The organism is Pseudomonadota bacterium (assembly GCA_026388315.1).
Taxonomy (GTDB): Bacteria; Desulfobacterota; Syntrophorhabdia; order Syntrophorhabdales; family Syntrophorhabdaceae; genus MWEV01.
Window position 1 is genome coordinate 36,728 of record JAPLKA010000021.1, and the last position, 22,462, is coordinate 59,189.

Sequence of the window (22,462 nt, forward strand, 5' to 3'; positions counted from 1 at the left end):
CAGCAGGCCCTTGACCGGTAACGGTTTAAGGGCCTGTTTACTTGCGGCAAATATTCTCCACATAAAAAAAGCCACTAACCTTTTAAAGTTAGTGGCTTTTGATGGGGCTATCAACACCTTATACTACCGGCTTGGAATTACCCCCCGTCTTGTAAACTGTCATCCTGATTAACCACATTTGTTGAAACCGCATGCGAGACACTTCAGGCATCCTTCTTCGTAGACGGTCCCGTACTGTCCGCATACTTTGCAGTAACCGAGGCTTTTAGCATTGTCGTCGCCGTTGAGAATTTCTTCAAAAGGAAATTCTTCCTCAGCAAGACCTATTTCCCGGAAGTAATCCTTCATCACTTCACCGAATTCAGCAATCAACGACGGGACGTACTTTCTCCTGGAAGCAGAGAAGAATCCTGAATGAGAATATATCTCTCTTAACTCATCAGCGAGAAAGGTGGGATCATCCACGTTCCTGAATACCGCACTGACGAGCCTCCCCAAGGCTTTTGTCCATTCCTCTACTGATGGATCTTTGGTGTTGATGAATAATTCATAGGGCGTTATTGAACCGTTGTTATGATGTGTAAATGTCAGGTAAAACGCATGTTTGTTTTCTGGCGCTTTCACCTTGAACGTTTTGCCTTCAAGCTGATATGGCCGGTCTGCTTTACCATCATGTACCTTCTGTTTGTCTTCTTTCTTCTTAAGAATCTCAACATCGAGAGATCCTTCTCTGTATACCGTGCAGCCTTTCAGGCCCATCTTCCACGCTTCGGTGTATATGTCCATCATTTCTTCGATGGTCACATTTTGCGACAGATTGATTGTTTTGGAGATAGCGGAGTCTATATACTTCTGGCACTCAGCCATAACCGCTATGTGTTCTCTCCACGAAAGATCGTGTGCCGTGACAAAGAAATCGGGAACTTCATCGGTCTTAGCGACGTCCAGGTATTTCTGCCAGGCGTAGTCACGAACGATAATTTCTTGTCCATCGTTCCGTCTCAGGTATTCGATGCTGAATAATGGCTCCACGCCGCTTGACACGTTGCCGGCCAATTGTGCTGTCGTCCCCGTAGGAGCTATTGTCAATAAGTGTGAGTTTCTTATACCATACCGTTTTATTCCCCCTATGATGTCATTGGGAAAAGTTTTTATGAAACCACCTTCCAGATACTTTTCTCTGTCAAATGCAGGAAAGGCGCCTTTTTCTTTTGCAAGCTCTATTGATGTTCTGTAGGCAGTGTCTCTTATACTGGCGAATATTTTCGTTATTGCTTCAAGACTCTCTTTGTTGCCATACCTCACTCCCATCATTGCCAGCATACTCCCCAGTCCCATAACGCCGAGGCCAATCCTCCTTGTCTGAAGCGATTTTTCCCGTTGTTCCGGAATCGGGTAATAGTTCAGATCAATTACGTTGTCCAGAAATCTCACCGCAGTTTTTACTATCCCCGTTAAACCTTCAATATCGATTCGTGCATCTTCAGTAAAAGGTTTATCGACGAACTGAGTCAGGTTAATGGAGCCTAAGTTACAAGCCCCGTATGGCGGCATTGGTAATTCCCCGCAAGGGTTGCTTGCATTGATCTTCTCACAGTACCACAGGTTGTTCATGCCGTTTATAGTATCCACAAACATCACACCCGGTTCTGCTTTTCCCCAGTTGTTTTCAACAATCAACCGGAAGAGATCCCCTGCCTTCACTGTTTTGTGCTTTGCCCCCTGATATCTCAGGTCCCATTCGCTGTTATCTCTGACAGCTTCCATGAAGTCATCACTAATGCCGACAGAGATGTTAAATTTCTCCAACACGGGGGTTTCCCCTGTGTTGTCTTTTTTTGCTATAATAAAGTCTTCTATGTCGGGGTGATCCGCATTCAATACCGCTATCATTGCCCCTTTCCTGTCACCTACGCCGGAGATGGTTCTTGACATTGCATTCCACATCTCCATAAAGGATACCGGACCGGAAGCGATTGAATTCGTGCCCCCTACCCTATCCCCGTAAGGTCTCAATGTTGAGAAGTTCATGCCGATTCCTCCGCCTGCCTTCATTGTGAGTGCGCTTTCTCCGAGGGACTTCATAATACCCTCCATGCAGTCTTCGATTTCGCCCAGTACGTAACAGTTGGAGAATGTCGCCTTGGGGTTGCCCGTTCCGGCGTATGCCAATATCCTGCCTCCCGGGATAAACTTCAAGGAGACCATTGCGTCATAAAACGCAGCAGCCAAAGTTTTGTCCCCGTCAGAAACGTGCTTTGCTACCCGCAAAGCGGTGTCTTCGAACGTTTTCTCATCGCCGAAGCGGTATTTCTTATGCCATATTTCTGTATTTATCATCTTTCGCCTCCCTATATGTCGATATCTTCAGGGACAAAATCATCGTTTTCTTTTTTCACGGTATTATGTGATTCGACTCCCTTCTTTTTGAGGATAAACAGCTTTGTAATGTGTATATAGAGCTGCTTCTTTTCGCCGCCTTGCGCTTGCCAGACGTTTTCTTCGAGATCACCTATTGCGCTCAACAAATCGCCTTTGTCTATCTTGAAAGCTTCTGCCGGCTTTCCGGTCAACACCCCATTGATAAATATGTCGTGGTTCCCACCTTTATATACCAACCTCAGGTTAAGAAACGGGGTTCCTTTTGTCGAATATCTTAATTCAGGGTCTTTTGCGACCCGTGCTCTTGCTAATGTCATTGAGCTTTCGTTCATCGTTTTTTCTCCTTGAATATCAAGAAACCCCTTTCGGGGTTTCTTTTGATTTATTATTTTATTGCGTCCAGGAACATCGAGAAATCGCCCTGTTCCAGACGATTCAACCAATTTGTAGCGACCTCTTCAGAAATTGCTTCAGCATTAATAGCAGTTTTCTGTATACTGACCGGAACGCCGTAACTACCGGCAAATTCCTTGATTTTCTGGATTAAGTCATCCATAACATCTTTGTTTCTGCTATTGCCATTGCCGTTACCGGCCTTCTTCAATGCATCGAGCATCTCCTTATGGAAGTCCTGCGCCTGTGTAAACGTCCATCCCTTCCAGGACCCGGGATATCTTTTTCGTATCCCCTGGTAAGTATCAACAGCAATTTTGGCCTTGATGCCGGCGCACTCTTTGACGATGGTAGTTATTTTGTTTTGATCGGGGTTCTCCTCTTCTGCCTGTGCAGGCGTTGAAGCGGTTTCCTGCTTCGTTTCCTTTTCGGGAGCTTCAGTAACAGCAGCGTCAGCATTTGAAACTTCTGCTTTGGGAGCTTCGGTTTCAGGCTGCGCTGCTGTTTTCTCCGGCGTTTCTTCTATGGCAGGCTTAATGGGTTCCACAGCAGTTTCAACAACGGTTTCAGCAAACACTTCATTTTCAGATTCGGAATCCGTGATGACCGCTTTTGTGAGCATTGCAGCAGCGTTTGTCCCTTTTGACAGTACATTCCTGCTCTCATACATGAGAGCAAGTTCTGTCATATCTACTGTCATATCAGGATAGATAAGGTACTGTTTCCGCTGTATTGGTTTACCGGTTTTCCTGTCTATGGAAGAAACTATCTCTTCCGTCTTTGTGAGTTGGAATACAGGTTTTCCGTCATCGTCGAACATTCTTGCCAGCCTACCTCCCGTTATCTGTGATACGTTCTGAAGGACGCTTTTTATAGCGACAAGTGAGTACCACGAGGTTGTCGGGAGTACCCATATGCCCACCCCTTTAGCGCCGGGGATGTAGAACTGCACCATTCCTCCGAATTTACATCCCCCCGTCTGGTATTCCCGGCAGTCTTCGGGTGAACAAGGTCGTGTCCCCCACTGTCTGCCTCCGAAGATCCTTTTTCCTGGTTCAGCGTTCAGCGGGAAACGGCATAAGGTTTCCACCTTGTTTCCGGTAATTTTTATGTCGCTCATGAATTTTATTCCCGACTGTCCCCAGCACCTCAATGAATGGGGCACAAGGTTCCACCATTCGTTTACCGGGAACCATACTGGTATCCTTCTGACCTTCCCGTCTTTGTCGGCGTAGAGCTTTTTTATGATCGCTGCGTTTTCCGGATTGAGGCAGTCGCCGGCATTGACCGTGAAGTAATCCACGTTTGCCGGTTTCAGCTTTGACTCTTTGTTCACATCCAGGCCAAGCGCTTTGTCTATATCGTCCCATGATGCTTCTTTGGCCGTCATGTCGCGATAGACCTTCTCGTCCTGTGACGTACAGCCTGCTTTTAACACCATGATGCCCGGTCTGATAACCCCCGCCTTCGGGAGCGAGTATTTAGGACCGAGAAGTGTCGATATTTTTGCAATGTATTCTGAATCGCCGTTTTCCAATGTTGCAACGGTTCCTGTTGTGTTGTCTGTCATATTTGATACCTCCTTTTATTGTATTATTGTGTTAATTCCAAGTTCTCTCTTGAGTTCGATCACCGCGTCAGCCCTCGACAGGAGCGCATCAGTCTGTGTGATGCAGAACTCGTTTTTATACCCGCCAAGTTCAAGGACACGCTTTTTCATGTCGAAGAATTCTTTCTTCTTCTCTGTATCAAGCGCACCGTCTTTCTCATCAGAGAAGATGCACTCGTACCGAATGCCGCTTAAATTTGCCCTGTAGAGACATATCGCCCGGGTGATTGCTTCTTCCACCCAGGTTTTCTCTCCGCCGGACAACCTCTTTATGCTTTTTGATTCGTTTGTCTGGCTGTCAAAAACGGTGATGTCGAAACCTTCTTTCATCCCGCCTTTTGCTTTGGCAAGCTGAGTTTCTATCTTGACGCTGAACCTGCCCCCGAATATCTTCAGGAGGTCGTTCGCATAGGTGGTTATCTGAGGGCCTGCATCATCTATCTCAAGGGCAATGATGCCGTCGTTTCCAAAGGCTTTTTCAAGCAGCGACCATTGTGATATTTCTTCTGCAAGATGGTTTTCTCTTGTTGAGAGAGCTTCGATTTTGCCTTTTGCTTCCTCAACACGCTGAACTTCAGCGTTTAGCGAACCTGTCTTTTTTGTCGCTTCTTCGAAGCCACCGTTGAGGGATGCCCTTTTTCTTTTTATCTGTTCAAGTTCATCAATCAGGACAACCTTCTTGTTCACGAGACTACCATCTAAACCATTGGTGATTTCTGAGAGCTTTTCTTCAAGGCTTTTGATTTCAGCTTCATCGGATGCTGTCTGCAGTTTTGTTGTTTCATTAATACCGTTAAGTTCGTTGTTGAGCGATTCAAGCTCTTGTCTCAAAGGCGGTAATTCCTTTTCGGCAAGCTCAACCTTCGGTAGAGATTCAAGGGATTTATTCAGGTCGTTGAGATTCTTTTCCAAACTCTCTATATTCGCCTGCACATCCCTTTTCTTTTGAAGAAGTTCCTGTAACGTTTTATTAAGGGCTTCCCTGTTCGCGAGCATTACTTTGAGACTATCGATTTCGCCAGAGATTTCGACCTCTCCGGGTGACACGTTGTTAAGGCTGCCGAGTCTCTCCTGAAGTTCCGGTATCTTCTTTGTTTCTGATACCGCGCTCATAACGAAGATACACCCCTCAGCAAGTGATCCGCCGCAAGGGGTATTTTTGAGTTTCTGTTCCTCGTTTCGGGCAATCTCAAGGTTTTTCTCAAACATCTTGATTGCTGCTTCCCTTTCCATACGGAGCTTTTGAAGGACTTTCTCTTTTTCCTTCATCAGTCCTTCTGCTTTGTTCAACGTCGTGACGCGGTTATTAATGCTGATGTATTCCGCATCAATCTCCTTATATTCACCCTTGAGCAGATTAGCCTTTCCTTCCAAAACTGCTTTGCTTCTCTTTGCCTCCTGAAGTTCGGGCAGCTTGGAGATAAGCATTTCGGAATCGGTGATTCTTGTTTTTGTCCGGGAGATCTTTGCCTCAAGTCCCCTTTTCCTCGATTCCTGACCGGAAAGAAAAGCTTTCAACCTCTCCTTCCTTTTAGAAACCTCGGATTCGATCTCTTTCTCTTGAGACAAAAGCATTTTCTGGGATGCGAACTGTACATTAAGATTTGTCAATTTCTCCTGCCCTCCCGACATCAGTTTGTCCAGGCGGGCCATTTCTTCTTTTGTTATCTCTATAGACCGTTCCATATCTGCCAGGCCTGTTATAATGCTGGCCTCTTTTTCGAGGACCAGTGTCATCAATGCCTTTTCCCCTCTTATCACATCGAGCAGGTGCTGCACCTCTGTCCTGATAACCCCTGCCCTGTCGGAGATTGCCTTCAGGTGATCTACGCCAAGAAGTTCAGTGAAGATCTCCTTGATGTCTCCTTTGGAATAACTTGTGATGGATTTCGCGTTTTGCGCCCTGAACACCGACATGAAAAACAGTTCGGGGTTGCCAAGCAGGTTTTCTACTGCCAGGTCGTATGACTCCAGCTTTCCGTCATTGAGCGGCGTCCATGTTCCGTTTTCCTCTATGTAAAGGTATGCCTCCTGTTTTTTCTTCTCAATGTTGAGAAGCAGAAGACTTTTGTATGTTGTGCCATTCATCCCGAATACAAGTTCCTTGAGAGCTTCCCCGTAACAGTGTTCGTAAAATGAGAACGCCTTCGGAGAATAGCTCGATGCCCTGAATGGCATGAACCTGTAAGGATGCAGATTATCCATGATGGTTGTCTTCCCCGTCCCGTTCGGGGCGGAGAATGTAACGATACCAGATGGAATCTTTGAGAAGTCAATTTCGATTTCTTCCAACCCCATGCCGGCCTGGATACCCTTGAAGCCTTTGAGTTTCAATGAAATAGGTCTCATGTTGTTGCCTCCGTGTATTGTTTTGCAAAGTCCTCCGGGTCATTGATTGTTTCGAGGTCAGAGAGCTTTTTCAGCATATTTGCGTTGACCTCCACGCCGGTGAGTTCAGCCCATTTTCTGAGCTTATCTTCGGCGTTTTTAAGCCTGCTGATGCCCTCTGCCCTGACAGTGACCTTCGGTACGATGATCTTCTCTATTTTTATTTCTGCAGCCCCTTTTGCGAGCGCTGCCTGACGTATCGCTTCCTCGTTTACCTTTGAGAGGTCTTCCTCGCTGATTTCGAATGTGAGTTTCACACAGTCGCCCGCTGCGATGTCGCCGAGGTCGTCTGTAGTTGGGATACCGTTCATGGGTTTTCTTACCTTCATTACCCTTGCCGGAGTTTCTATAAAACGCGAGGTAAGTTCCTGCTTAGATAATTCGTGGATATAAAAGCCCTTATGGTCGCCAGCATCGCCGTAATCGAGACGCGTGATGCTGCCGCAGTAGCTTATTTCTCTCCATGACTGTGATTTATGAATGTGTCCGAGACAAACAAGATTTGCCCCGGCTAATCTCAGATCGCCTACGGTAAGTTCGAGTTCTTTGCCAATCATCCGGTGGCCAGTAGGAAGAACAGAACCCGTTACGGTAAAGTGACCTACCATGATTGCAGGTATGCCGGAGGTTGACCCTCTGGATAACCGAACTGAGTGGTTTACTTCTCCCCATGCCCGGAGAATATCTCTGAGCAAATCTGCGGTCTGTTCGTTCGACCCCTGTGACGATTGATTGCCGTTGCCATTTCCGTTTACAACATTTGCCTTTGTGACTGACGGCAATAGCGAAATGAGAGCAACCGGCTTATCGCAGGTTGCTAAATTAGCTACAAACTGCCTGGAATCCAGCAGGTATACCTGCTCTGGCCTGTCTGTTACAAATATGCTGTTTTTCCCTTTGAGTTTTGCAAGGGCATTTACGCTGCCCTCTGCATCATGTGTTGTCGTGCCCCTTATGACTACAACAGGGGCAATGTCAGCGCATTGCTGAATAAATTTCATTGCCGCCAATGAGGCAGGAGAACCAAGTTCAACGCTGTCGTGGAATGTATCCCCCGCAACAGCGATAAGGTCCGGTTGCTCACTAATGGCGACACCTATCAGGTGGTTGCTGCACTTGACAATCTCCGCTAACAACTGAGGCGGGTTGTCAAAGTGCAGGTCTCCCGTGTGAAGTATTTTCATATGGTCTCCTTGTTGTTTTGAAGGTTGTTTTTATTGATTTACCAGCAGACGGTATAAGTCTTTTACGCCTGCCTTCTCGTGATTCCTGATGGTTTTCACACTGCACCATTTCCAGCGCAGCGAATCTTCGATTTCCTTTTTCGCCTTTTGCCCCGGTTCATCATTGTCCAGGGCAAGATAAACTTCCTTCGGATGCATTTCGGTATATAATTCTTTGAACTTCCCGGCATTCCCCGCTCCATTCAGGGAAACGAGTGAAACGTTTTTCATATTCAAGACGATTTCACCGGCAAGCGCATCGAGGATGGATTCAGCTACAAGCACCTTTTTTGGATCTCTTCGCAGGACCCACAGCGCTTTGTTTCCGAGTGTTTTTCTTTTTTTCTCTGAGTAGCCGCGGCATTCCAGTCCCACCATGTGAAACGGGTCAGGTAGCGGTATGCCTACATAATCGTATCCTTCGGGGTCACGGTATATAACCGCCCCCATTTCCTTATGGTAATGTACGCCCTTACTCTCAAAGTATTTTTGAACCTTTGTGAGGAAAGGACGTTTCAGGAGATTGAGATAGGTCTTTCGGACCCACTCTGTTTTGTCATCATCCTCTTGTTTGTCTTTTGATGGTAAAACTTTTGGATGGCACTCGTAGTTATTTTCGCTGAGTTTTTGACACGCCTCTATGAATGAACAATTATCGAGCGCCTGAACCAGACTGATAATGTCTCCTGATACACCAGACCCCCAGTCCTTCCATGTCCATATATCTCTGTAATAACTGACCTGGAACGATGGTTCTTTTTCATCGCGGAACGGTGAAAAGAATGATGCTCCGTTCCCGCAACGCCTGTACCCGTGAAAACTGTTTTGCTCACAGAAATTTACGAGATCTATCTGCTTAATGCTTTGTGTGTCGAACTGTAGCATCTCAACACCTCCTTAGAAGCAATCATACTGAAGATAGTTTCTTTTGTTTTTCTTCGCAAATGCTATGTCGATCTTAATGTTACTCCTTACCTGATCGTTGTCCGCAATCTTTAACATTGCTTTGAGTGATGTAACCGAAATTTCCATGACCCCGCACATGTCCGCATTCAAACTGTCGAAATACCCGTTATCATTGAGATACTGTGCGACCTTCTCGTCGTGCCACAGATTGAAAGTCTCTCCGCCAAGTTTGATTTCGTTTACTCTGTACGCTCTTATGCTCATGGTTGCCTCCTTTTTTATTTGGATTTTTAAGGTTGCCCTGAATGTTTTCTGAATGTTTTCGGATAAACCTACTGAAGATTTTGATTATGTATTACTTATTTACGTATGCCACAAAAAAAGCCCAGGGTATTGAAACCCTGGGCTTACGGTGTTTTTTTAACTCCAGCGCGGTCTTTGTTTTGTCTGGAACTCCCCGACGTGGTTCTCAGGAAGAATCACTGTTTCCCCCGTGGATAAAACTGAATCCAGCGAGCGTCCATCGTCGGGATATTTTTCGCAGAGTTCCTGCTTTATCTCTTCCTCTTTCCACATAGGGACAAGCCTGGTCTCCAGATGCGACCACCAGTCGTGCCACCAGCCACCCTCTTCGGGCCCTCCGTAGCAACGTTCTACGTGGTACGCACCCAACATCACCAATCCTCTTTTTTTAAACCCTTTCATATCTTCTCCCTTCAGCTCAAAAATTCAGTGAGCCTTTTTATTATTGTTGATTCTCTCATCCTGTCGAAGTTACGACCGAGAGCTTCCCTGACAGCTTTTTCCGATTGAAGGAAAATGCTATCAATAATCCCTTGTTCTTCTTTATCAAAAACAGTCAGCGATACGTATCCTAAGGGATTATTGATACCCAGCACATAGACGGTATCCTTCGATCCAAATATGGTCAGTTTGTCGCTGTATCCGTTTTCGAGTTCATATCTTCTGTTCTGATAATCAAGGACAAGTGCAGGGTTGTATCGGCCTGCCGCAACCTGTTCAGATATTTCTTCCTTCCGTATTTCATACTTTCTTACCCTTCTCATGTTTCTATCCTCTAATTTCATTCATAAGGTATCTGAAAAGCCCTGTAGAATATCCCTATGGCGAAATAGGCAAATCCTGATGCCACAAGGATAATGTATAACGCGTCTTTCTTAATCTTCCTGACTTTCATTGTTACCCCCGTTGATGATGAACTCCGCCGCCTTCTGCGCCTGTGCGGCAGCGAAAATGACCATCTTTTTGTCCTCATGGAGCTTGCGAAGCCATGAGCTGATGTAGGACGATGAATTTTCGATAGTAGCATTGTTTTCAATCCCGGTATGAGCGCACAAAAATGCAGCGCCCATTTCTGCTATCAACTCTTCTTTGCTGTACACTTCGCTACCGAAGTTTACCCTCTGCACCCCCTCCCTGTTGAGCCTCGACCGATGACCTGTCCAGTGAACCAATTCGTGATATATCACGGAACAGTAAGACTCCATGTTACGAAAGTATTCTTTTTTGGGTATTGTGACGGTATCTGTAGCAGGCGTATAGTACGCCTCCGTACCGTCCTTTATGGTGCACCCCGTCTTTCTGACAAGGTTTTCGCATTCAACGATATCTGCAACGATGCTTTGCGGTGTCGGGTACGTTATTTCCTCGCACTGTTCTACGTTAAATACTGTGTAGTAGCGCAATAACGGGTATCTCTTGGAACCTTTTGAAGCGGAACCTGTAATCTTCGTTGAAAATGCTCCCGCCGTTAATTCTGTCTCATTCTCATTGGTGTTCTTGGTAACGAAGTCGGTGAACTTCCATAAGATAACCGGATACCCTTTTTCGCCTTTTTTTACGCTTCCATTTAGCTGCCCCGCCTGCTTGAAGGTCAGCCAATAAGGGGCTGAATAAGGTGCACACTGCAACAATAAAGTGTTGATCCCTCTGTACTCTTTTTTTGAGACAAGATTCTGCGGCAATCCTGTCGTAAATGGCTTCTTCCAAGGAACAACGCCTTTTTCGAGGGCGGCAATAATCCTGTCTGTGATGATTTCGTATACGGACATATGTCCTCCTTTTTTTGATAGTTTTTACCTGAACGGGTTTCTTGGGTTTGATTTGAATCGTTTACATTCCTCGGAGTTCGCTCCGGGGTAGTTGGGTATTTGATTGATTCTTTTCGGATAGACCTACTGGTTATTCTCTATGGATATGTATTAGTTTCTGGCTAACATCAAATAATTAATCCTGTCGATAGTAATACATTTTAATATGAAACTAAAAAGTTTTTGTGAATAAAATTTAAAATAAAAGGGGATTTCTATGCTTACTCTATACAAAGCCAATCTCAACAAAGCCAATCACAAACTAACTCTATCCAATAATTATAAAGATTGTGATAACCAAACCTATGACAATCAGCTTCATTACCATGTTATTTATGAGCTTGCCATGCACACTGCGAGAAATAAATATGAACATAAAGTACGTGATGTAATCGAAGAGATACACGATTTATGCGGTGATTTATCGTACAGAGAAGGTATTCTCGAAGAATTTTACGGTGATCAAGCTTTTGCTCGCCGCATTGCAAAATTTGTTAGCTCTGGCTATGAGCCCACGGCAGATTTGACAAGGTATAAGTGCGTCGATGTTGTCGATATTTACCTTTGTCTCGCATATTTTTCTTGCATGAGTGGTTGGAAAACCAGCGATATTAACGTGTTAAAGAAACACCAAGACATGGCTTATTATTTAGCGATTGATTCAAGCGCTACACTCTGGACCACCAACGATAAAGAGATACTTTCTTTTTGTGATGGTAAGGTTGCGCTTGAACTTGCAAAGAATTCAGTTTTAAACGGCTGGACAACTGATGACAAAGAGATACTTAAACTTTGCCGGGGGGAAGTTGCGCTTGTGCTTGCAGGCAATTCTGTTAAAACCGGCTGGACCACCAATGACAAAGAGATACTTATGCTACAAAAATACAGTAGCAACACCATTACATTGGATCTTGCAAAGAATTCAAATAAAAACGGCTGGACAACTGATGACAAAGAGATACTTTCCCTCCACCATGGTCGCGTTGCGCTTAATCTTGCAAAGAATTCAGGTAAAACCGGCTGGACAACTGATGACAAAGAGATACTTTCCCTTCACCAAGGGGGCGTTGCGTTCTGGCTGTCAAAATGTCAGAAACTGTCTACAAGCGATAGCAAAATATTATATCTGGTAGAAGCATATCGTAACCAATACAACAAAAGGATTTTTAACCTGAGAAAAAAAACTGTTTCATAGAGGGATACAGAATGGGTACGCTTGATGACATAAATCCCCGTTGGCTATCGGTAAAACTCGCCTGTGCTTATTCGTCGATGTCAAAAAACACAATAAAGAAATATCTTATCACGGGCGAGATAGCCGGGAGCAAAAAAGGTGGTAAATGGTATGTTGATAAAAATTCTATTGATGCGTTCTTTCAGGAGGACACGGCGCGGGCGCACGAAATAGCAGATAAGATTTTATCGAGGATGAAATAATTGTCTTGACAGATAAATTGTTATTTTTTAAGATCGACACCATGAGGTTATTTAAACGTGCTAACGGTATTTATTACGTAGAGTTAAAGCACAACCAAAAACAATCTCTCCATACTAAAGACAAAAGTATCGCTCAGACCGCTTTCAACAGGCTAAAGCGTGGTGTGCTTTCGGGAAAGCTAACAGAACTTAGCAGTAAGGGCAGCACGATTACCCTTGAACAATTCAAAAAAGATTACATTAAGATTGTGAGCTCAACAAAAGAAGCATCCTCAGAACGATCCGACGACCTTTCTTTTAGAAAATTCATCGACAATGTAGGCAATAAAGCATTGAGAAATATTACCAGCAAAGACATTTCTACATTTCATTCCGACGTGTTAGCATCGGGCGCGAGTAAATCAACGGTGAACACCTATATTAGAAGGCTAAAGGCAGCCTTTAACAAAGCCGTAGATTGGAAATACCTATCAGAAAACCCTTATTTAAAGCACAAACAATACAAGGAAGATGAAAAAATACCCCGTTACCTGGAAATAAAAGAAGTGGCTGTTTTATTCAAGGCAATTACCGATCCTGACTTTAGCACTATGGTTTATACATACATTCTTACCGGATGCAGGCGTGCGGAGCTTGTCAGGCTTAGATGGGAGCATATCAAAGAAGATTATATTATCATTGTCAAGACGAAGACCCACGCAGAGCGGACCGTAACGATTTCGGAAGAATTAAAGGCTATCCTAAAGCCGATAAAACGCAATATAGGTTTTGTTTTCCCCAGGTGGAGATCGCCAGACGCCATATCAAGAAAGTTTCACGGGTATGTTAAAGATGCAAAGATACCGAATATTAGATTGCACGACCTCAGACATACGACAGCCAGTTATCTTGCGATGTCAGGCGAAACCCTTGACAACATTGCTAACATCCTCGGCCATTCCGACAAAAGAACAACAAAAATATATGCCCACTTGTCCCCGGCGTATCAGAAAAAAGCAATGGACAAAATAGGTCCAGCGCTCGGTCTTTCCAGAAAAATATTGCGTTCTATTAAGTAAAACAAAAAAAGGGGATTGCTCTCAAAATGCGCCCACTTGCTTGTAAGTGTTTGATATTATTAGATGAGAAACCTCACTCGTAATGAGCAGGTCCGGGGTTCAATTCCCCGCGTCGGCTTGTAATTTCAATAAGTTACAAACCTCCCAAAAAGACAACCGACAACACACTGACAACATCACAGAAGAGGGGCATTAATTGTGGCCGTAAAATCAGACGATGTCATAGAAATTAAAGACCGCAGGGACACTCCATTTTATATTTGTGATGATGCTCTTGTCGAACGTGCAGGAAAGCATATCGGGCCATTTGGCGGAGCCATAAAGTTTTTATAGCAATTATAGCGGAGAGCTATCAATGTACGAGGAAATTAAAATGCGTCCCCACGGAGATTCGAACTCCGGTTGCCGGCGTGAAAGGCCAGTGTCCTAGGCCTCTAGACGATGGGGACATTTTTGGGCCGTGCAAGACTTGAACTTGCGACTCTCTGCTTAAAAGGCAGATACTCTACCAACCTGAGTTAACGGCCCGTGAGCCTATAAAGATATGAAAATTTTCAGGTATTGTCAAGTCTAATGAAGTCGATCACACAACAATTAAAACTAAGACGAAAAAAGACGGTCCAAGAAAGCCCATTACAAAGCCCTCTAAAAGGTGTCAAAAATGTATACACTGTAACTGCTCAATAACGCTGAACTTATTTATTACACTTTTCTATTCGCCTGCCATGAAGCCTAATAGAATCAATTGAAAATACCATTGTTTCTATTAGGCTTTTTGACTGCTTAACAGAGAGTCATAATAAGATAACCCTTATAATACCAATAATATGGAAATGGATGTCTACAACTTTTTAACAAGTTTTTCACAAAACATGTTGAAAATATCTCCAACCGCTTAATACCAAATTGCAAATGAGGTTTAAGGCTCTGAGCAAAGTTAAGCGTTATATGCAAACAGGTATAAAGAGGGGCGAAGGTTATTAACGGGTTAAAAAGCCTGTAAAACCAACTTTCGTGCCAACCTTCAGATTACAACGGTCCGCTGTTCCTCCATTGATTTCAAGGACATATCTGGCCGGGGCTTTTGAAGCAATAGTGGTTTCGTCATGTGGTTTTGCAAAACGGTAAATGTCGGCAACCATAAATCTTGAATCTATAAAAACCATATCGAGGGAGATAAAAGTATTTCTCATCCAGAAAAACCTTATTTCATCACCGCTGAATATGAAAAGCATCCCGGCATTTTGACCGAGCGACTTTCTGAACATGAGCCCCTTCTCGTGCTCCTGAGGTGTCGACGCAAGCTCAACCTTAAAACTGCATAGCTTTTTCTCATCATCTCCATAAAAAGTTACAGTTTTGTCTTTCGCATAAACATGATATGGATAAAAATATCCAAAGAGTGTAATGAACAGTACGGGTAATAAAAAAAAACGAATGTGATCAACCATTTTTTCTATATTTATGCCGCAAAAATTCAATAACACCAGGCAAAATTGAAATAATAACGATTGCGAGGATAACAAAGGAAAAGTTCTTTTTTACAAAGGTCAGATTGCCAAAATAATAACCGGCAAACATACAGAGCGCTATCCAGGCAACACCGCCTATTACGTTATAACTGATAAACTTCCAGTAGGTCATGCTTCCAATCCCCGCAACAAAAGGAGCAAAGGTTCTGATGATAGGCATAAAACGTGCGATAACAATGGTTTTTCCGCCATATTTTTCATAAAACCGATGCGTACGTTCGAGGTGTTCTTTATTGAGAAAGCGTATCTTTTCTTTTTGGAAAATCTTTGGCCCCACAAAACTCCCGATCCAGTAATTAACGGTATCGCCTGCTATGGCAGCTAATGAAAGGAGCACAAACAGCCAGGCAATATCTAAAGACCCTAATGCAGCAAATGTGCCTGCTGCAAACAACAATGAGTCCCCTGGAAGAATCGGTGTTACCACAAGACCTGTTTCACAAAAAATGATGAGAAAAAGAATCAGATAGGTCCAGAGTCCATAATCCTTAATAAGAGCGCCAAGATGCAAGTCAATATGGATTACAAAATCAATAATATATTTTATCCATTCCATTTAATATCCTCAGAGACATTTTTTCGCTGTATAGTACACTGATATAAACAAAGAGTCAACGGTTGAAACCCTGCCCTGCCTTGACAAAATGTGTAAATGTGTATAATTTAATACTAAATTCATCCGGGGGTTTAAATGAATCAAGCAAAAACATTTTTTCTGATGGTTTTTTTAACAATTATTTTTGTTGCCCTGGGAAGCATGATAGGTGGTCAGACAGGCGCTTATATTGCCTTTATGATAGCCCTGATAATGAATGTTGTTAGCTACTGGTTCTGTGACAAGATCGTCCTGGCCATGTACAGTGCAAAGCCGGTTTCAGAGAAAGAAGCGCCACAACTTTACAGTATCGTCAATAATCTTTCCCAGAAGGCATCCATTCCAATGCCGAGGGTTTACGTAATAGAAAATGAGAGTCCGAATGCTTTCGCAACAGGAAGAAATCCATCGAATGGCGTGGTTGCCGTAACAACCGGGATTTTACGCATATTAAACAGGGATGAGCTTGAAGGCGTGATCGCCCATGAAATGTCCCACATAAAACACAGGGATATTCTCATCCAGACTGTTGCAGCGACACTTGCCGGGGCTATTACCATGATTGCCAATTGGGCAAGATTTGCAGCTTTCTTTGGCGGAGGCAGCAGTGATGACGAAGATGGCAGAGGCAATATCTTTAGTGTCATTATCTTCTCTATTTTTGCCGCCTTCGCAGCAATGCTCATACAACTCGCTATTTCCAGGTCCAGGGAATATCTTGCAGATGAAGGGGGAGCAAGGCTTTCGGGAAATCCTTTGCACTTATCGGGTGCACTAAAAAAATTAAGTGCTGGAGTTGCACTCACTCCTATGAACAATGCAAATCCTTCAACTGCACCGCTCTTCATTGTGAATCCATTTACTGCAAAAGGAGTTCTTGCCCTTTTCAGCACCCACCCTCCAATGGAAGAAAGGATAAAAAGATTGGAGGAGATGGCTTATAGAAGATAGTTTCGGATCCACCCTAAGATCGCTGACAATCCAGATAGTTAAGAAGGTCGAAGAAGGCTACTTTCTCGATGAAGTCATTAATAGCTTTTTTTCACGCTATACCCTTTCTGATGCTCAAAAATCATTAATTTACGAGATATCTTCCGGTGTAATACGCTGGAAGGGTTTCCTCAATTGGGTAATATCCCGGCTTGTCAAAAAAAATGTGAAACAGGAGATCAGGTATCTTCTCTGGGCAAGCATCTACCAGATTTCTTTTATGAAAAAAGGAGACTATCACATTGTCAACGAAACTGTCGACTATGCCAAGAAAGAATACGGCACTTACGTGGCTGGTTTTATCAATGCCGTCTTACGAAAATTCATCCGTGAATCAGATGAATTTTCGAAAATTCGAGATGCCGGGTACCCGCTTACGGGTGTTGAGATTCGAGATTTGCCTTTAGCATATTCTTTCCCAGAATGGCTCACAAAAAGATGGCTTGAACGATACGGAAAGGAAAATGCAGTAAGACTTTTCGAGTTCCTGAATAAGACGCCTGAATTCTCCATAAGAGTAGACATCAACCGGATGAGCAGGGATGAAGCGGCAGAAGAGCTTGAAGGCAAAGGTATCAAAACAAGAAAAGGTCCTTATTCGGAATATGCCCTCTATGTAGACAGGCTCATGCCGGTATTTAAAACTACCCTTTTTAAAAAAGGTTTGATCCGCATTCAGGACGAGGCATCCCAGCTTGTGGGTCTGTCAATTCAGCCGGAAAAAGGAGATATAATTTTAGACGCATGCGCAGGATTAGGCACAAAAACCCTGCACATACAGGAACGCTCACACGACGCCTTTATTTTTGCTATGGATAACGAATTCAAAAGGTTGCAATCTATAAGTAGAGACACCGATCGCCTGCTGGGAGATGCGCTCCACAACCCTTTTAAAAAAGAAAGCATTGACATTATTCTCATTGATGCACCATGTTCGTCACTTGGTATTATAAGAAAACACCCCGAAATAAAATGGCGCAGGAATGAGAAAGATATTGTTGATTTCGGAAATTATCAGCTCGAATTACTCGACTCACTATGGGATAATCTGAAAACCAATGGACATATGGTATATAGCGTCTGTTCATTTGAGCCGGAAGAGACCCTTCAGGTAATAGAAAGGTTTAAAAACAAAAGATCATTTGTGCTTGAAAATCCACTCCCTTTTCTGTTTAATAGAGAATATTTTTTATCTCTCCCTTATGAAACAGAGATGGATGGATTTTTCATCGCAAGATTAAAAAAGATATGAGCTGGTTTAAGGCCTTTTTATACATATTGATATTCATATTCGTCTTTTCCTTTTCTGCGTATCTCACCATTAATATCTTACTGAAAATGCAGATCAATGTAATATGCCCGGATATCAGGGGGGAAACCGTTGAAGATGCAAAGCGCTTAGTGGAAAACAAGGGGTTATCATTGAGCATATCGAGATACGAAAGACGGAATGATGTTCCATATAATCATATTACGGTTCAGAGGCCTGAAGCAAACATCTCTACCCGGCTGGGCAGGACAGTGATGGTTATCGTCTCGGAAGGCCCTGAGCTTATATCGCTCCCGACCCTTGAAGGTAAATCCCTTGCAGACGCTGAGGGCATCTTGAAGGAAAAGAATATTGAAATAGCAAAGATAATACGTGTCCCCCATCCAAAAGCAGGAAAGGTTGTTGCACAGACACCCAAAGGCGGAAAGGATGTTATTAAGGGAAAAGGTGTCACGCTCTTTGTTGGAGTCGAAGAGAATCAGTATTTTTTAATGCCTGACTATAAAGATATGACACCCCGTGATTTAGTTGAAGGGATGGCTGGCAAAAACATAAAATACAAGGTTAATTATGTATTGGAGGGACATAATTCAACAAAAATGGCCATAACAACATCAGCACCCCCAAAAATGATATTCAAAAATGATGGCGAAATAGAAATAAAGGTCTTATCCGGAGGATAAAATGAACAAAACAAAAATAGCCCCTTCAATTCTGTCATGTAACTTTTTAACACTTGAGAAAGAGATTAAGGCTGTAGAAAAGGCAGGAGCAGATCTCATACATATAGACGTTATGGATGGGCACTTCGTTCCCAATATCACCATCGGTCCTCTTTTTGTTGAGCATATCAGGAAAATTACTTCGAAAATTCTCGATGTCCACCTCATGATAGAGAACCCTGCCATGTTCGTTGAAGATTTTATCAAAGCAGGGGCCGATATTGTTACCGTTCATGTGGAAACAGATAATCATATCCTGAAAACCATAGATATTATAAAATCGAACGGCAAAAAGGCGGGGATAACGCTAAACCCTGCCACTCCACTTAACAGCATCGAATATGCGATAAAGGATGCTGATCTCCTTTTAATCATGACAGTAAACCCTGGTTTTGGTGGCCAGGGATATATATCCTCCATGGATGGAAAGATCAGAAAGGCAAAAAGGATGATAGAAGAAACAGGTAGACATGTTGACCTTCAGGTAGATGGCGGAATTAAAGCATCTAATGTAAAGAAGGTTGTCGATGCAGGTGCAGATATACTGGTAATGGGTACGGAAATTTTTCACAGTAAGGACTACATAAAGAAAATTCAGGAAATAAGAAACATTCTGGGAGAATAAAACTGATTCTCGAAAAACAAAAAACTTATAAAAAGGTATTTGATATTGCCTGTAAAGAACTGTTAATCTCAGATTATGAAGAAAAATTCATAAACGCCGGACTAACGTACAGGAACAATCAAAAGGCATATACTGTTTCGGTACCGTTTTTCGATGAGACAATAAACATCAATATCCCGGGCTTCTCATTCAAGAGTTCAAAGAATACCAATATTACACTTGTGACAAGGATCATAATCCTTCACTATATGAACACCTCATCTGGCGAACCCCTGAGTGGCGAAAAGATTACCTATGAAGACATACCGGGGTTGAGGGGCTATCAGCCTGTTTTTGAGAAAAGGGCTGCAAAACCACTTTTGTCCGCCTTTGGGTTAGATAAACATGCCTTTCTTGAAGCGGGTCTGGGACTTGGCGGAACAGAAGAGGATTACGGTGATACATCCTTCACCCTTTATGTATTTCCGAAAGTTCCCATCACCTTTATTTTGTGGGAAGGAGATGAAGAGTTTGCCCCTGCTTTAAAAATGCTTTTTGATTCCTCAATCCTCCATTACCTGCCCCTTGAGGATATCACAGTCATCACAAAACTGGCATCAACAAGGATTATAAAAGAGGCAAGAATCAAGTTCTCAGCATTGGCTTACTGCCTGTTGTACATACTCATCGCCTTTTCTTTTCCTTCATAGATAAATACATGGAGTGCTTCTGCTACACTATCGAGAGATTCGCGAAGTGTCTCTGCATCCTCTTTCTGAAATCTTGAAAGAACATAATCTTCAGGGGTCATAGAGGGATTCCTGCCGATACCTATTTTAACCCTGTGGAACAGATTGGACTGAAGTGCGCCGATAACCGACCCTACCCCCTTATGTCCGCCATGGCCTCCATTCCATTTTATTTTGATACGCCCGAAATCCATATCAAGATCGTCATGGATGAGGATAAAATTCTCCAGTGGTATATTCATATTCCTGATAAGAGAAGATACAGGAGTACCCGAAAGGTTCATATATGTATCGGGTTTTGCAAGAAGGACATTATCCTGGGCACCCGTCTTACATCCATATCTCTTTTTTGTCAGGGGAATATTGAATTTTTCCGAATATCTGTCTATAACAAGATAGCCGATATTATGTCTTGTGTACGAATATTCAAAACCCTTGTTCCCGAGACCGCATAATAGAAACGAAAATATCTTTATTCCTCCTTCTTTTCAACCTCTACCGCTTCTGCCGTTACAGCCTTTTCCTCACCACCTGATGGCGGAATTATGGTAACAATTGCAACATCCATATGCTCAAGAATCTTTACACCGGGTATTGAAATTTCATTTGCATGGATGGAGTCACCTATATCAAGGTTCGTCACATCTAAATCAATTTTTTCCGGTATCATCGATGGGAGACATTCAACCATGATCGTTCGGAGGTGCAACTCTACGATACCGCTATTTTTCACCCCGATCGCTTCGCCTGTAAGGTGTATCGGTATTTCCACCTCAATTTTTCTTTCCATTGATACCTGCAGGAAATCTATATGGAGAACTTCATCCTTCAGGATTCCTCTCTGTATATCTTTTATCATGACAGGTTTTTCTTCTACGCCACCTTCATTGCGCAATTCCATCTTCAAGATTGTATTTCTCTTAATGTTTTTGCGTAATCTTTCCCAGTCTTTCAGAGAAATAGTAATCCCTAATGACTCCAAACCCCTCCCGTACAAAACACAGGGGATTCCGCCTTTCTCTCTTGTACTCTTTGCTTTGGATTTCCCTTTACCTTTTCTAATCTCTGCTTTAATTAAAATATCTTCCATTTACAACCTCCATTTAATTCAGTGAATAGTCGTTAGTGAACAGTCGTTAGCTAAATACTATTTACTATTCACCATTCACAGCTTTTATACAAATAACGAGCTTACAGACTCAGCCCTGTATATTCTTTTAATGGCTTCACCGAGTATTGGTGAAACATCGAGCACTTTTATTTTAGTAACCTTTTTTGCTTCTTCTGAAAGCGGTATCGTATTTGTGACAACAAGTTCTGTAAGTGATGAATTTGCAATTCTTTCTACGGCATTACCCGAAAGGACGGGATGTGTACAGCATGCATAAACAGCCCTGGCGCCATCCTGGATTATCGCTTCAGCCGCCTGAACTATTGTTCCACCGGTATCAATCATATCATCGAGAATGATGGCTACTTTATTTTCAACATTTCCAATGATGTGCATAACCTTCGAAACATTTGCCTTCTCTCTCCTCTTATCGATAATTGCCAAAGAAGAATTCATCCTTTTACCAAGTTCTCTTGCCCTCTCAACACCGCCTGCATCGGGAGAGACAATAACAAACTCCCCCTCAATTTTGTTGAGATATTCAAGCTGCACCGGCAGTGCATAGAGATGATCAACGGGAATATCAAAAAAACCTTGAATTTGCCCGGCATGCAAATCCATGGCAAGAATCCTTGAAGCCCCTGCCATTGTAATAAGATTTGCCACAAGCCTTGCCGATATGGATGTCCTCGGAAAAACCTTCCTGTCCTGTCTTGCATACCCGTAGTAAGGCATTACCACGGTAATCCTTGCTGCAGATGCCCTTTTCAATGCATCGAGCATAATGAGAACTTCCATAAGATTGTGGCTCACCGGCGGGCAAGTAGGCTGAACCAGAAAGGTATCCATGCCCCTGACACTTTCTTCAATCTCCACCTGGATCTCGCCATCACTGAACTTGCCGACCTTGGCTTTGCCCAGTTCAATCTTTAAAAATTTACATATCTTTTCTGTAAGCTCCCTGTTTGCATTACCAGTAAATATTCTGAGCTTATCCACTTATTGCCCCCTGTTATTTTCTGGGGCGGGAGGATTCGAACCTCCGAATACAGGCTCCAAAGGCCTGTGTCTTACCGCTTGACGACACCCCAAATAAAGTATTTTAATCAGTTTGTTTTCCAACTACTTGTTTTTCATACGCCTCTAAAACACTTGACTCAATTTTCTGTCTTGTGGGATTGTCTAAAGGGTGGACCATATCCCTGTAAGAGCCATCCTTCATCTTTTTACTCGGCATCGCAACAAAAAGCTTGCTATCACCATTTATCACCTTCAAATCTCTCACAATAAAACAACCATCCAATACTATAGACACGTATGCTTTTACTTTTTTGTCACTTACAGGGAAAATCTTAACTTCTGTAATATCCATTACGCCCCCT

The 22,462-nt window shown here is 43.1% G+C and carries 25 protein-coding genes and 3 tRNA genes; 9 read left to right on the forward strand and 19 right to left on the reverse strand.

All coding sequences use genetic code 11. The features are described 5' to 3' along the window. Positions 1-168: 168 nt before the first annotated feature. From NTX75_01780 to NTX75_01825, 10 genes are all read right to left on the reverse strand, one after another. On the reverse strand, positions 169-2,340 hold the full coding sequence (locus NTX75_01780; protein MCX5814960.1) for an adenosylcobalamin-dependent ribonucleoside-diphosphate reductase: 2,172 nt from the start codon (positions 2,338-2,340) through the stop codon (positions 169-171). Between the two features lie 11 nt (positions 2,341-2,351). Beyond that, positions 2,352-2,714, reverse strand: a complete 363-nt coding sequence (locus NTX75_01785) for a single-stranded DNA-binding protein (protein ID MCX5814961.1) — start codon at positions 2,712-2,714, stop codon at positions 2,352-2,354. Between the two features lie 53 nt (positions 2,715-2,767). Next, complete coding sequence (locus NTX75_01790; GenBank protein MCX5814962.1) at positions 2,768-4,345, reverse strand: hypothetical protein; 1,578 nt, start codon at positions 4,343-4,345, stop codon at positions 2,768-2,770. A gap of 15 nt (positions 4,346-4,360) precedes the next feature. After that, on the reverse strand, positions 4,361-6,733 hold the full coding sequence (locus tag NTX75_01795; protein ID MCX5814963.1) for an AAA family ATPase: 2,373 nt from the start codon (positions 6,731-6,733) through the stop codon (positions 4,361-4,363). Next, positions 6,730-7,956, reverse strand: a complete 1,227-nt coding sequence (locus tag NTX75_01800; protein ID MCX5814964.1) for a metallophosphoesterase — start codon at positions 7,954-7,956, stop codon at positions 6,730-6,732. Before NTX75_01800 ends, NTX75_01795 begins: the two co-directional genes overlap by 4 nt. Positions 7,957-7,986: 30 nt before the next feature. Further along, positions 7,987-8,880: a toprim domain-containing protein gene (locus tag NTX75_01805; protein ID MCX5814965.1), complete on the reverse strand. Its 894-nt coding sequence runs from the start codon at positions 8,878-8,880 to the stop codon at positions 7,987-7,989. A gap of 12 nt (positions 8,881-8,892) precedes the next feature. Next, a complete protein-coding gene (locus NTX75_01810) occupies positions 8,893-9,165 on the reverse strand; it encodes a hypothetical protein (GenBank protein MCX5814966.1) in 273 nt (90 codons plus the stop codon). A gap of 156 nt (positions 9,166-9,321) precedes the next feature. Then, positions 9,322-9,606, reverse strand: coding sequence for a hypothetical protein (locus tag NTX75_01815; GenBank protein MCX5814967.1), 285 nt, complete (start codon positions 9,604-9,606; stop codon positions 9,322-9,324). A gap of 11 nt (positions 9,607-9,617) precedes the next feature. Next, positions 9,618-9,968 (reverse strand): hypothetical protein, encoded by a 351-nt coding sequence (locus tag NTX75_01820; protein MCX5814968.1) that lies wholly within the window; start codon positions 9,966-9,968, stop codon positions 9,618-9,620. 111 nt (positions 9,969-10,079) lie between these two features. Continuing rightward, the gene (locus NTX75_01825) at positions 10,080-10,973 is read right to left on the reverse strand and encodes a zincin-like metallopeptidase domain-containing protein (GenBank protein ID MCX5814969.1); all 894 of its coding nucleotides are present in this window, start codon (positions 10,971-10,973) and stop codon (positions 10,080-10,082) included. A 256-nt stretch (positions 10,974-11,229) separates the two neighbouring features. Between NTX75_01825 and NTX75_01830 the strand changes: the two genes are divergently transcribed. The 4 genes from NTX75_01830 (at position 11,230) to NTX75_01845 (ending at position 13,840) form a co-directional block, all read left to right on the forward strand. Continuing rightward, the gene (locus NTX75_01830) at positions 11,230-12,207 is read left to right on the forward strand and encodes a hypothetical protein (GenBank protein ID MCX5814970.1); all 978 of its coding nucleotides are present in this window, start codon (positions 11,230-11,232) and stop codon (positions 12,205-12,207) included. Between the two features lie 11 nt (positions 12,208-12,218). Beyond that, the gene (locus tag NTX75_01835; protein ID MCX5814971.1) at positions 12,219-12,449 is read left to right on the forward strand and encodes a helix-turn-helix domain-containing protein; all 231 of its coding nucleotides are present in this window, start codon (positions 12,219-12,221) and stop codon (positions 12,447-12,449) included. A gap of 5 nt (positions 12,450-12,454) precedes the next feature. Then, positions 12,455-13,507 (forward strand): tyrosine-type recombinase/integrase, encoded by a 1,053-nt coding sequence (locus NTX75_01840; protein ID MCX5814972.1) that lies wholly within the window; start codon positions 12,455-12,457, stop codon positions 13,505-13,507. A 198-nt stretch (positions 13,508-13,705) separates the two neighbouring features. Next, positions 13,706-13,840: a hypothetical protein gene (locus tag NTX75_01845; GenBank protein MCX5814973.1), complete on the forward strand. Its 135-nt coding sequence runs from the start codon at positions 13,706-13,708 to the stop codon at positions 13,838-13,840. A 43-nt stretch (positions 13,841-13,883) separates the two neighbouring features. On the opposite strand, the gene NTX75_01850 is transcribed toward NTX75_01845, so the two are convergent. The 4 genes from NTX75_01850 to NTX75_01865 form a co-directional block, all read right to left on the reverse strand. After that, positions 13,884-13,956, reverse strand: a tRNA-Glu gene (locus tag NTX75_01850). A 5-nt stretch (positions 13,957-13,961) separates the two neighbouring features. Further along, positions 13,962-14,035, reverse strand: a tRNA-Lys gene (locus tag NTX75_01855). Between the two features lie 452 nt (positions 14,036-14,487). Further along, positions 14,488-14,958: a DUF192 domain-containing protein gene (locus tag NTX75_01860; GenBank protein ID MCX5814974.1), complete on the reverse strand. Its 471-nt coding sequence runs from the start codon at positions 14,956-14,958 to the stop codon at positions 14,488-14,490. Continuing rightward, on the reverse strand, positions 14,951-15,595 hold the full coding sequence (locus tag NTX75_01865) for a DedA family protein (protein MCX5814975.1): 645 nt from the start codon (positions 15,593-15,595) through the stop codon (positions 14,951-14,953). The genes NTX75_01860 and NTX75_01865 overlap by 8 nt, the downstream gene beginning before the upstream one ends. 135 nt (positions 15,596-15,730) lie before the next feature. Between NTX75_01865 and htpX the strand changes: the two genes are divergently transcribed. From htpX to NTX75_01890, 5 genes are all read left to right on the forward strand, one after another. Then, complete coding sequence (gene htpX / locus NTX75_01870) at positions 15,731-16,585, forward strand: zinc metalloprotease HtpX (GenBank protein MCX5814976.1); 855 nt, start codon at positions 15,731-15,733, stop codon at positions 16,583-16,585. A 22-nt stretch (positions 16,586-16,607) separates the two neighbouring features. After that, on the forward strand, positions 16,608-17,876 hold the full coding sequence (rsmB, locus tag NTX75_01875; protein ID MCX5814977.1) for a 16S rRNA (cytosine(967)-C(5))-methyltransferase RsmB: 1,269 nt from the start codon (positions 16,608-16,610) through the stop codon (positions 17,874-17,876). Beyond that, entirely contained in the window at positions 17,873-18,577 is a 705-nt protein-coding gene (locus NTX75_01880) for a PASTA domain-containing protein (GenBank protein ID MCX5814978.1), read from the forward strand. Before rsmB ends, NTX75_01880 begins: the two co-directional genes overlap by 4 nt. A 1-nt stretch (position 18,578) precedes the next feature. Then, the gene (rpe, locus tag NTX75_01885; GenBank protein MCX5814979.1) at positions 18,579-19,241 is read left to right on the forward strand and encodes a ribulose-phosphate 3-epimerase; all 663 of its coding nucleotides are present in this window, start codon (positions 18,579-18,581) and stop codon (positions 19,239-19,241) included. A gap of 89 nt (positions 19,242-19,330) precedes the next feature. Beyond that, entirely contained in the window at positions 19,331-19,930 is a 600-nt protein-coding gene (locus NTX75_01890; GenBank protein MCX5814980.1) for a DUF3786 domain-containing protein, read from the forward strand. On the opposite strand, the gene pth is transcribed toward NTX75_01890, so the two are convergent. The 5 genes from pth to spoVG form a co-directional block, all read right to left on the reverse strand. Further along, entirely contained in the window at positions 19,885-20,439 is a 555-nt protein-coding gene (pth, locus tag NTX75_01895; protein MCX5814981.1) for an aminoacyl-tRNA hydrolase, read from the reverse strand. The genes NTX75_01890 and pth overlap by 46 nt on opposite strands. 2 nt (positions 20,440-20,441) lie before the next feature. Beyond that, positions 20,442-21,059: a 50S ribosomal protein L25 gene (locus tag NTX75_01900; GenBank protein ID MCX5814982.1), complete on the reverse strand. Its 618-nt coding sequence runs from the start codon at positions 21,057-21,059 to the stop codon at positions 20,442-20,444. A gap of 84 nt (positions 21,060-21,143) precedes the next feature. Next, a complete protein-coding gene (locus NTX75_01905) occupies positions 21,144-22,079 on the reverse strand; it encodes a ribose-phosphate pyrophosphokinase (GenBank protein MCX5814983.1) in 936 nt (311 codons plus the stop codon). 20 nt (positions 22,080-22,099) lie between these two features. Continuing rightward, positions 22,100-22,171, reverse strand: a tRNA-Gln gene (locus tag NTX75_01910). 11 nt (positions 22,172-22,182) lie between these two features. Next, positions 22,183-22,452, reverse strand: a complete 270-nt coding sequence (spoVG, locus tag NTX75_01915) for a septation regulator SpoVG (protein MCX5814984.1) — start codon at positions 22,450-22,452, stop codon at positions 22,183-22,185. Positions 22,453-22,462: the final 10 nt, after the last annotated feature.

Bases quoted from the DNA above. Each gene is read 5' to 3' on its own strand.
- NTX75_01780 (MCX5814960.1), bottom strand. From the start codon at position 2,340: ATGATAAATACAGAAATATGGCATAAGAAATACCGCTTCGGCGATGAG.
- NTX75_01785 (MCX5814961.1), bottom strand. From the start codon at position 2,714: ATGAACGAAAGCTCAATGACATTAGCAAGAGCACGGGTCGCAAAAGAC.
- NTX75_01790 (MCX5814962.1), bottom strand. From the start codon at position 4,345: ATGACAGACAACACAACAGGAACCGTTGCAACATTGGAAAACGGCGAT.
- NTX75_01795 (MCX5814963.1), bottom strand. From the start codon at position 6,733: ATGAGACCTATTTCATTGAAACTCAAAGGCTTCAAGGGTATCCAGGCC.
- NTX75_01800 (MCX5814964.1), bottom strand. From the start codon at position 7,956: ATGAAAATACTTCACACGGGAGACCTGCACTTTGACAACCCGCCTCAG.
- NTX75_01805 (MCX5814965.1), bottom strand. From the start codon at position 8,880: ATGCTACAGTTCGACACACAAAGCATTAAGCAGATAGATCTCGTAAAT.
- NTX75_01810 (MCX5814966.1), bottom strand. From the start codon at position 9,165: ATGAGCATAAGAGCGTACAGAGTAAACGAAATCAAACTTGGCGGAGAG.
- NTX75_01815 (MCX5814967.1), bottom strand. From the start codon at position 9,606: ATGAAAGGGTTTAAAAAAAGAGGATTGGTGATGTTGGGTGCGTACCAC.
- NTX75_01820 (MCX5814968.1), bottom strand. From the start codon at position 9,968: ATGAGAAGGGTAAGAAAGTATGAAATACGGAAGGAAGAAATATCTGAA.
- NTX75_01825 (MCX5814969.1), bottom strand. From the start codon at position 10,973: ATGTCCGTATACGAAATCATCACAGACAGGATTATTGCCGCCCTCGAA.
- NTX75_01830 (MCX5814970.1), top strand. From the start codon at position 11,230: ATGCTTACTCTATACAAAGCCAATCTCAACAAAGCCAATCACAAACTA.
- NTX75_01835 (MCX5814971.1), top strand. From the start codon at position 12,219: ATGGGTACGCTTGATGACATAAATCCCCGTTGGCTATCGGTAAAACTC.
- NTX75_01860 (MCX5814974.1), bottom strand. From the start codon at position 14,958: ATGGTTGATCACATTCGTTTTTTTTTATTACCCGTACTGTTCATTACA.
- NTX75_01865 (MCX5814975.1), bottom strand. From the start codon at position 15,595: ATGGAATGGATAAAATATATTATTGATTTTGTAATCCATATTGACTTG.
- htpX (MCX5814976.1), top strand. From the start codon at position 15,731: ATGAATCAAGCAAAAACATTTTTTCTGATGGTTTTTTTAACAATTATT.
- NTX75_01880 (MCX5814978.1), top strand. From the start codon at position 17,873: ATGAGCTGGTTTAAGGCCTTTTTATACATATTGATATTCATATTCGTC.
- rpe (MCX5814979.1), top strand. From the start codon at position 18,579: ATGAACAAAACAAAAATAGCCCCTTCAATTCTGTCATGTAACTTTTTA.
- NTX75_01900 (MCX5814982.1), bottom strand. From the start codon at position 21,059: ATGGAAGATATTTTAATTAAAGCAGAGATTAGAAAAGGTAAAGGGAAA.
- spoVG (MCX5814984.1), bottom strand. From the start codon at position 22,452: ATGGATATTACAGAAGTTAAGATTTTCCCTGTAAGTGACAAAAAAGTA.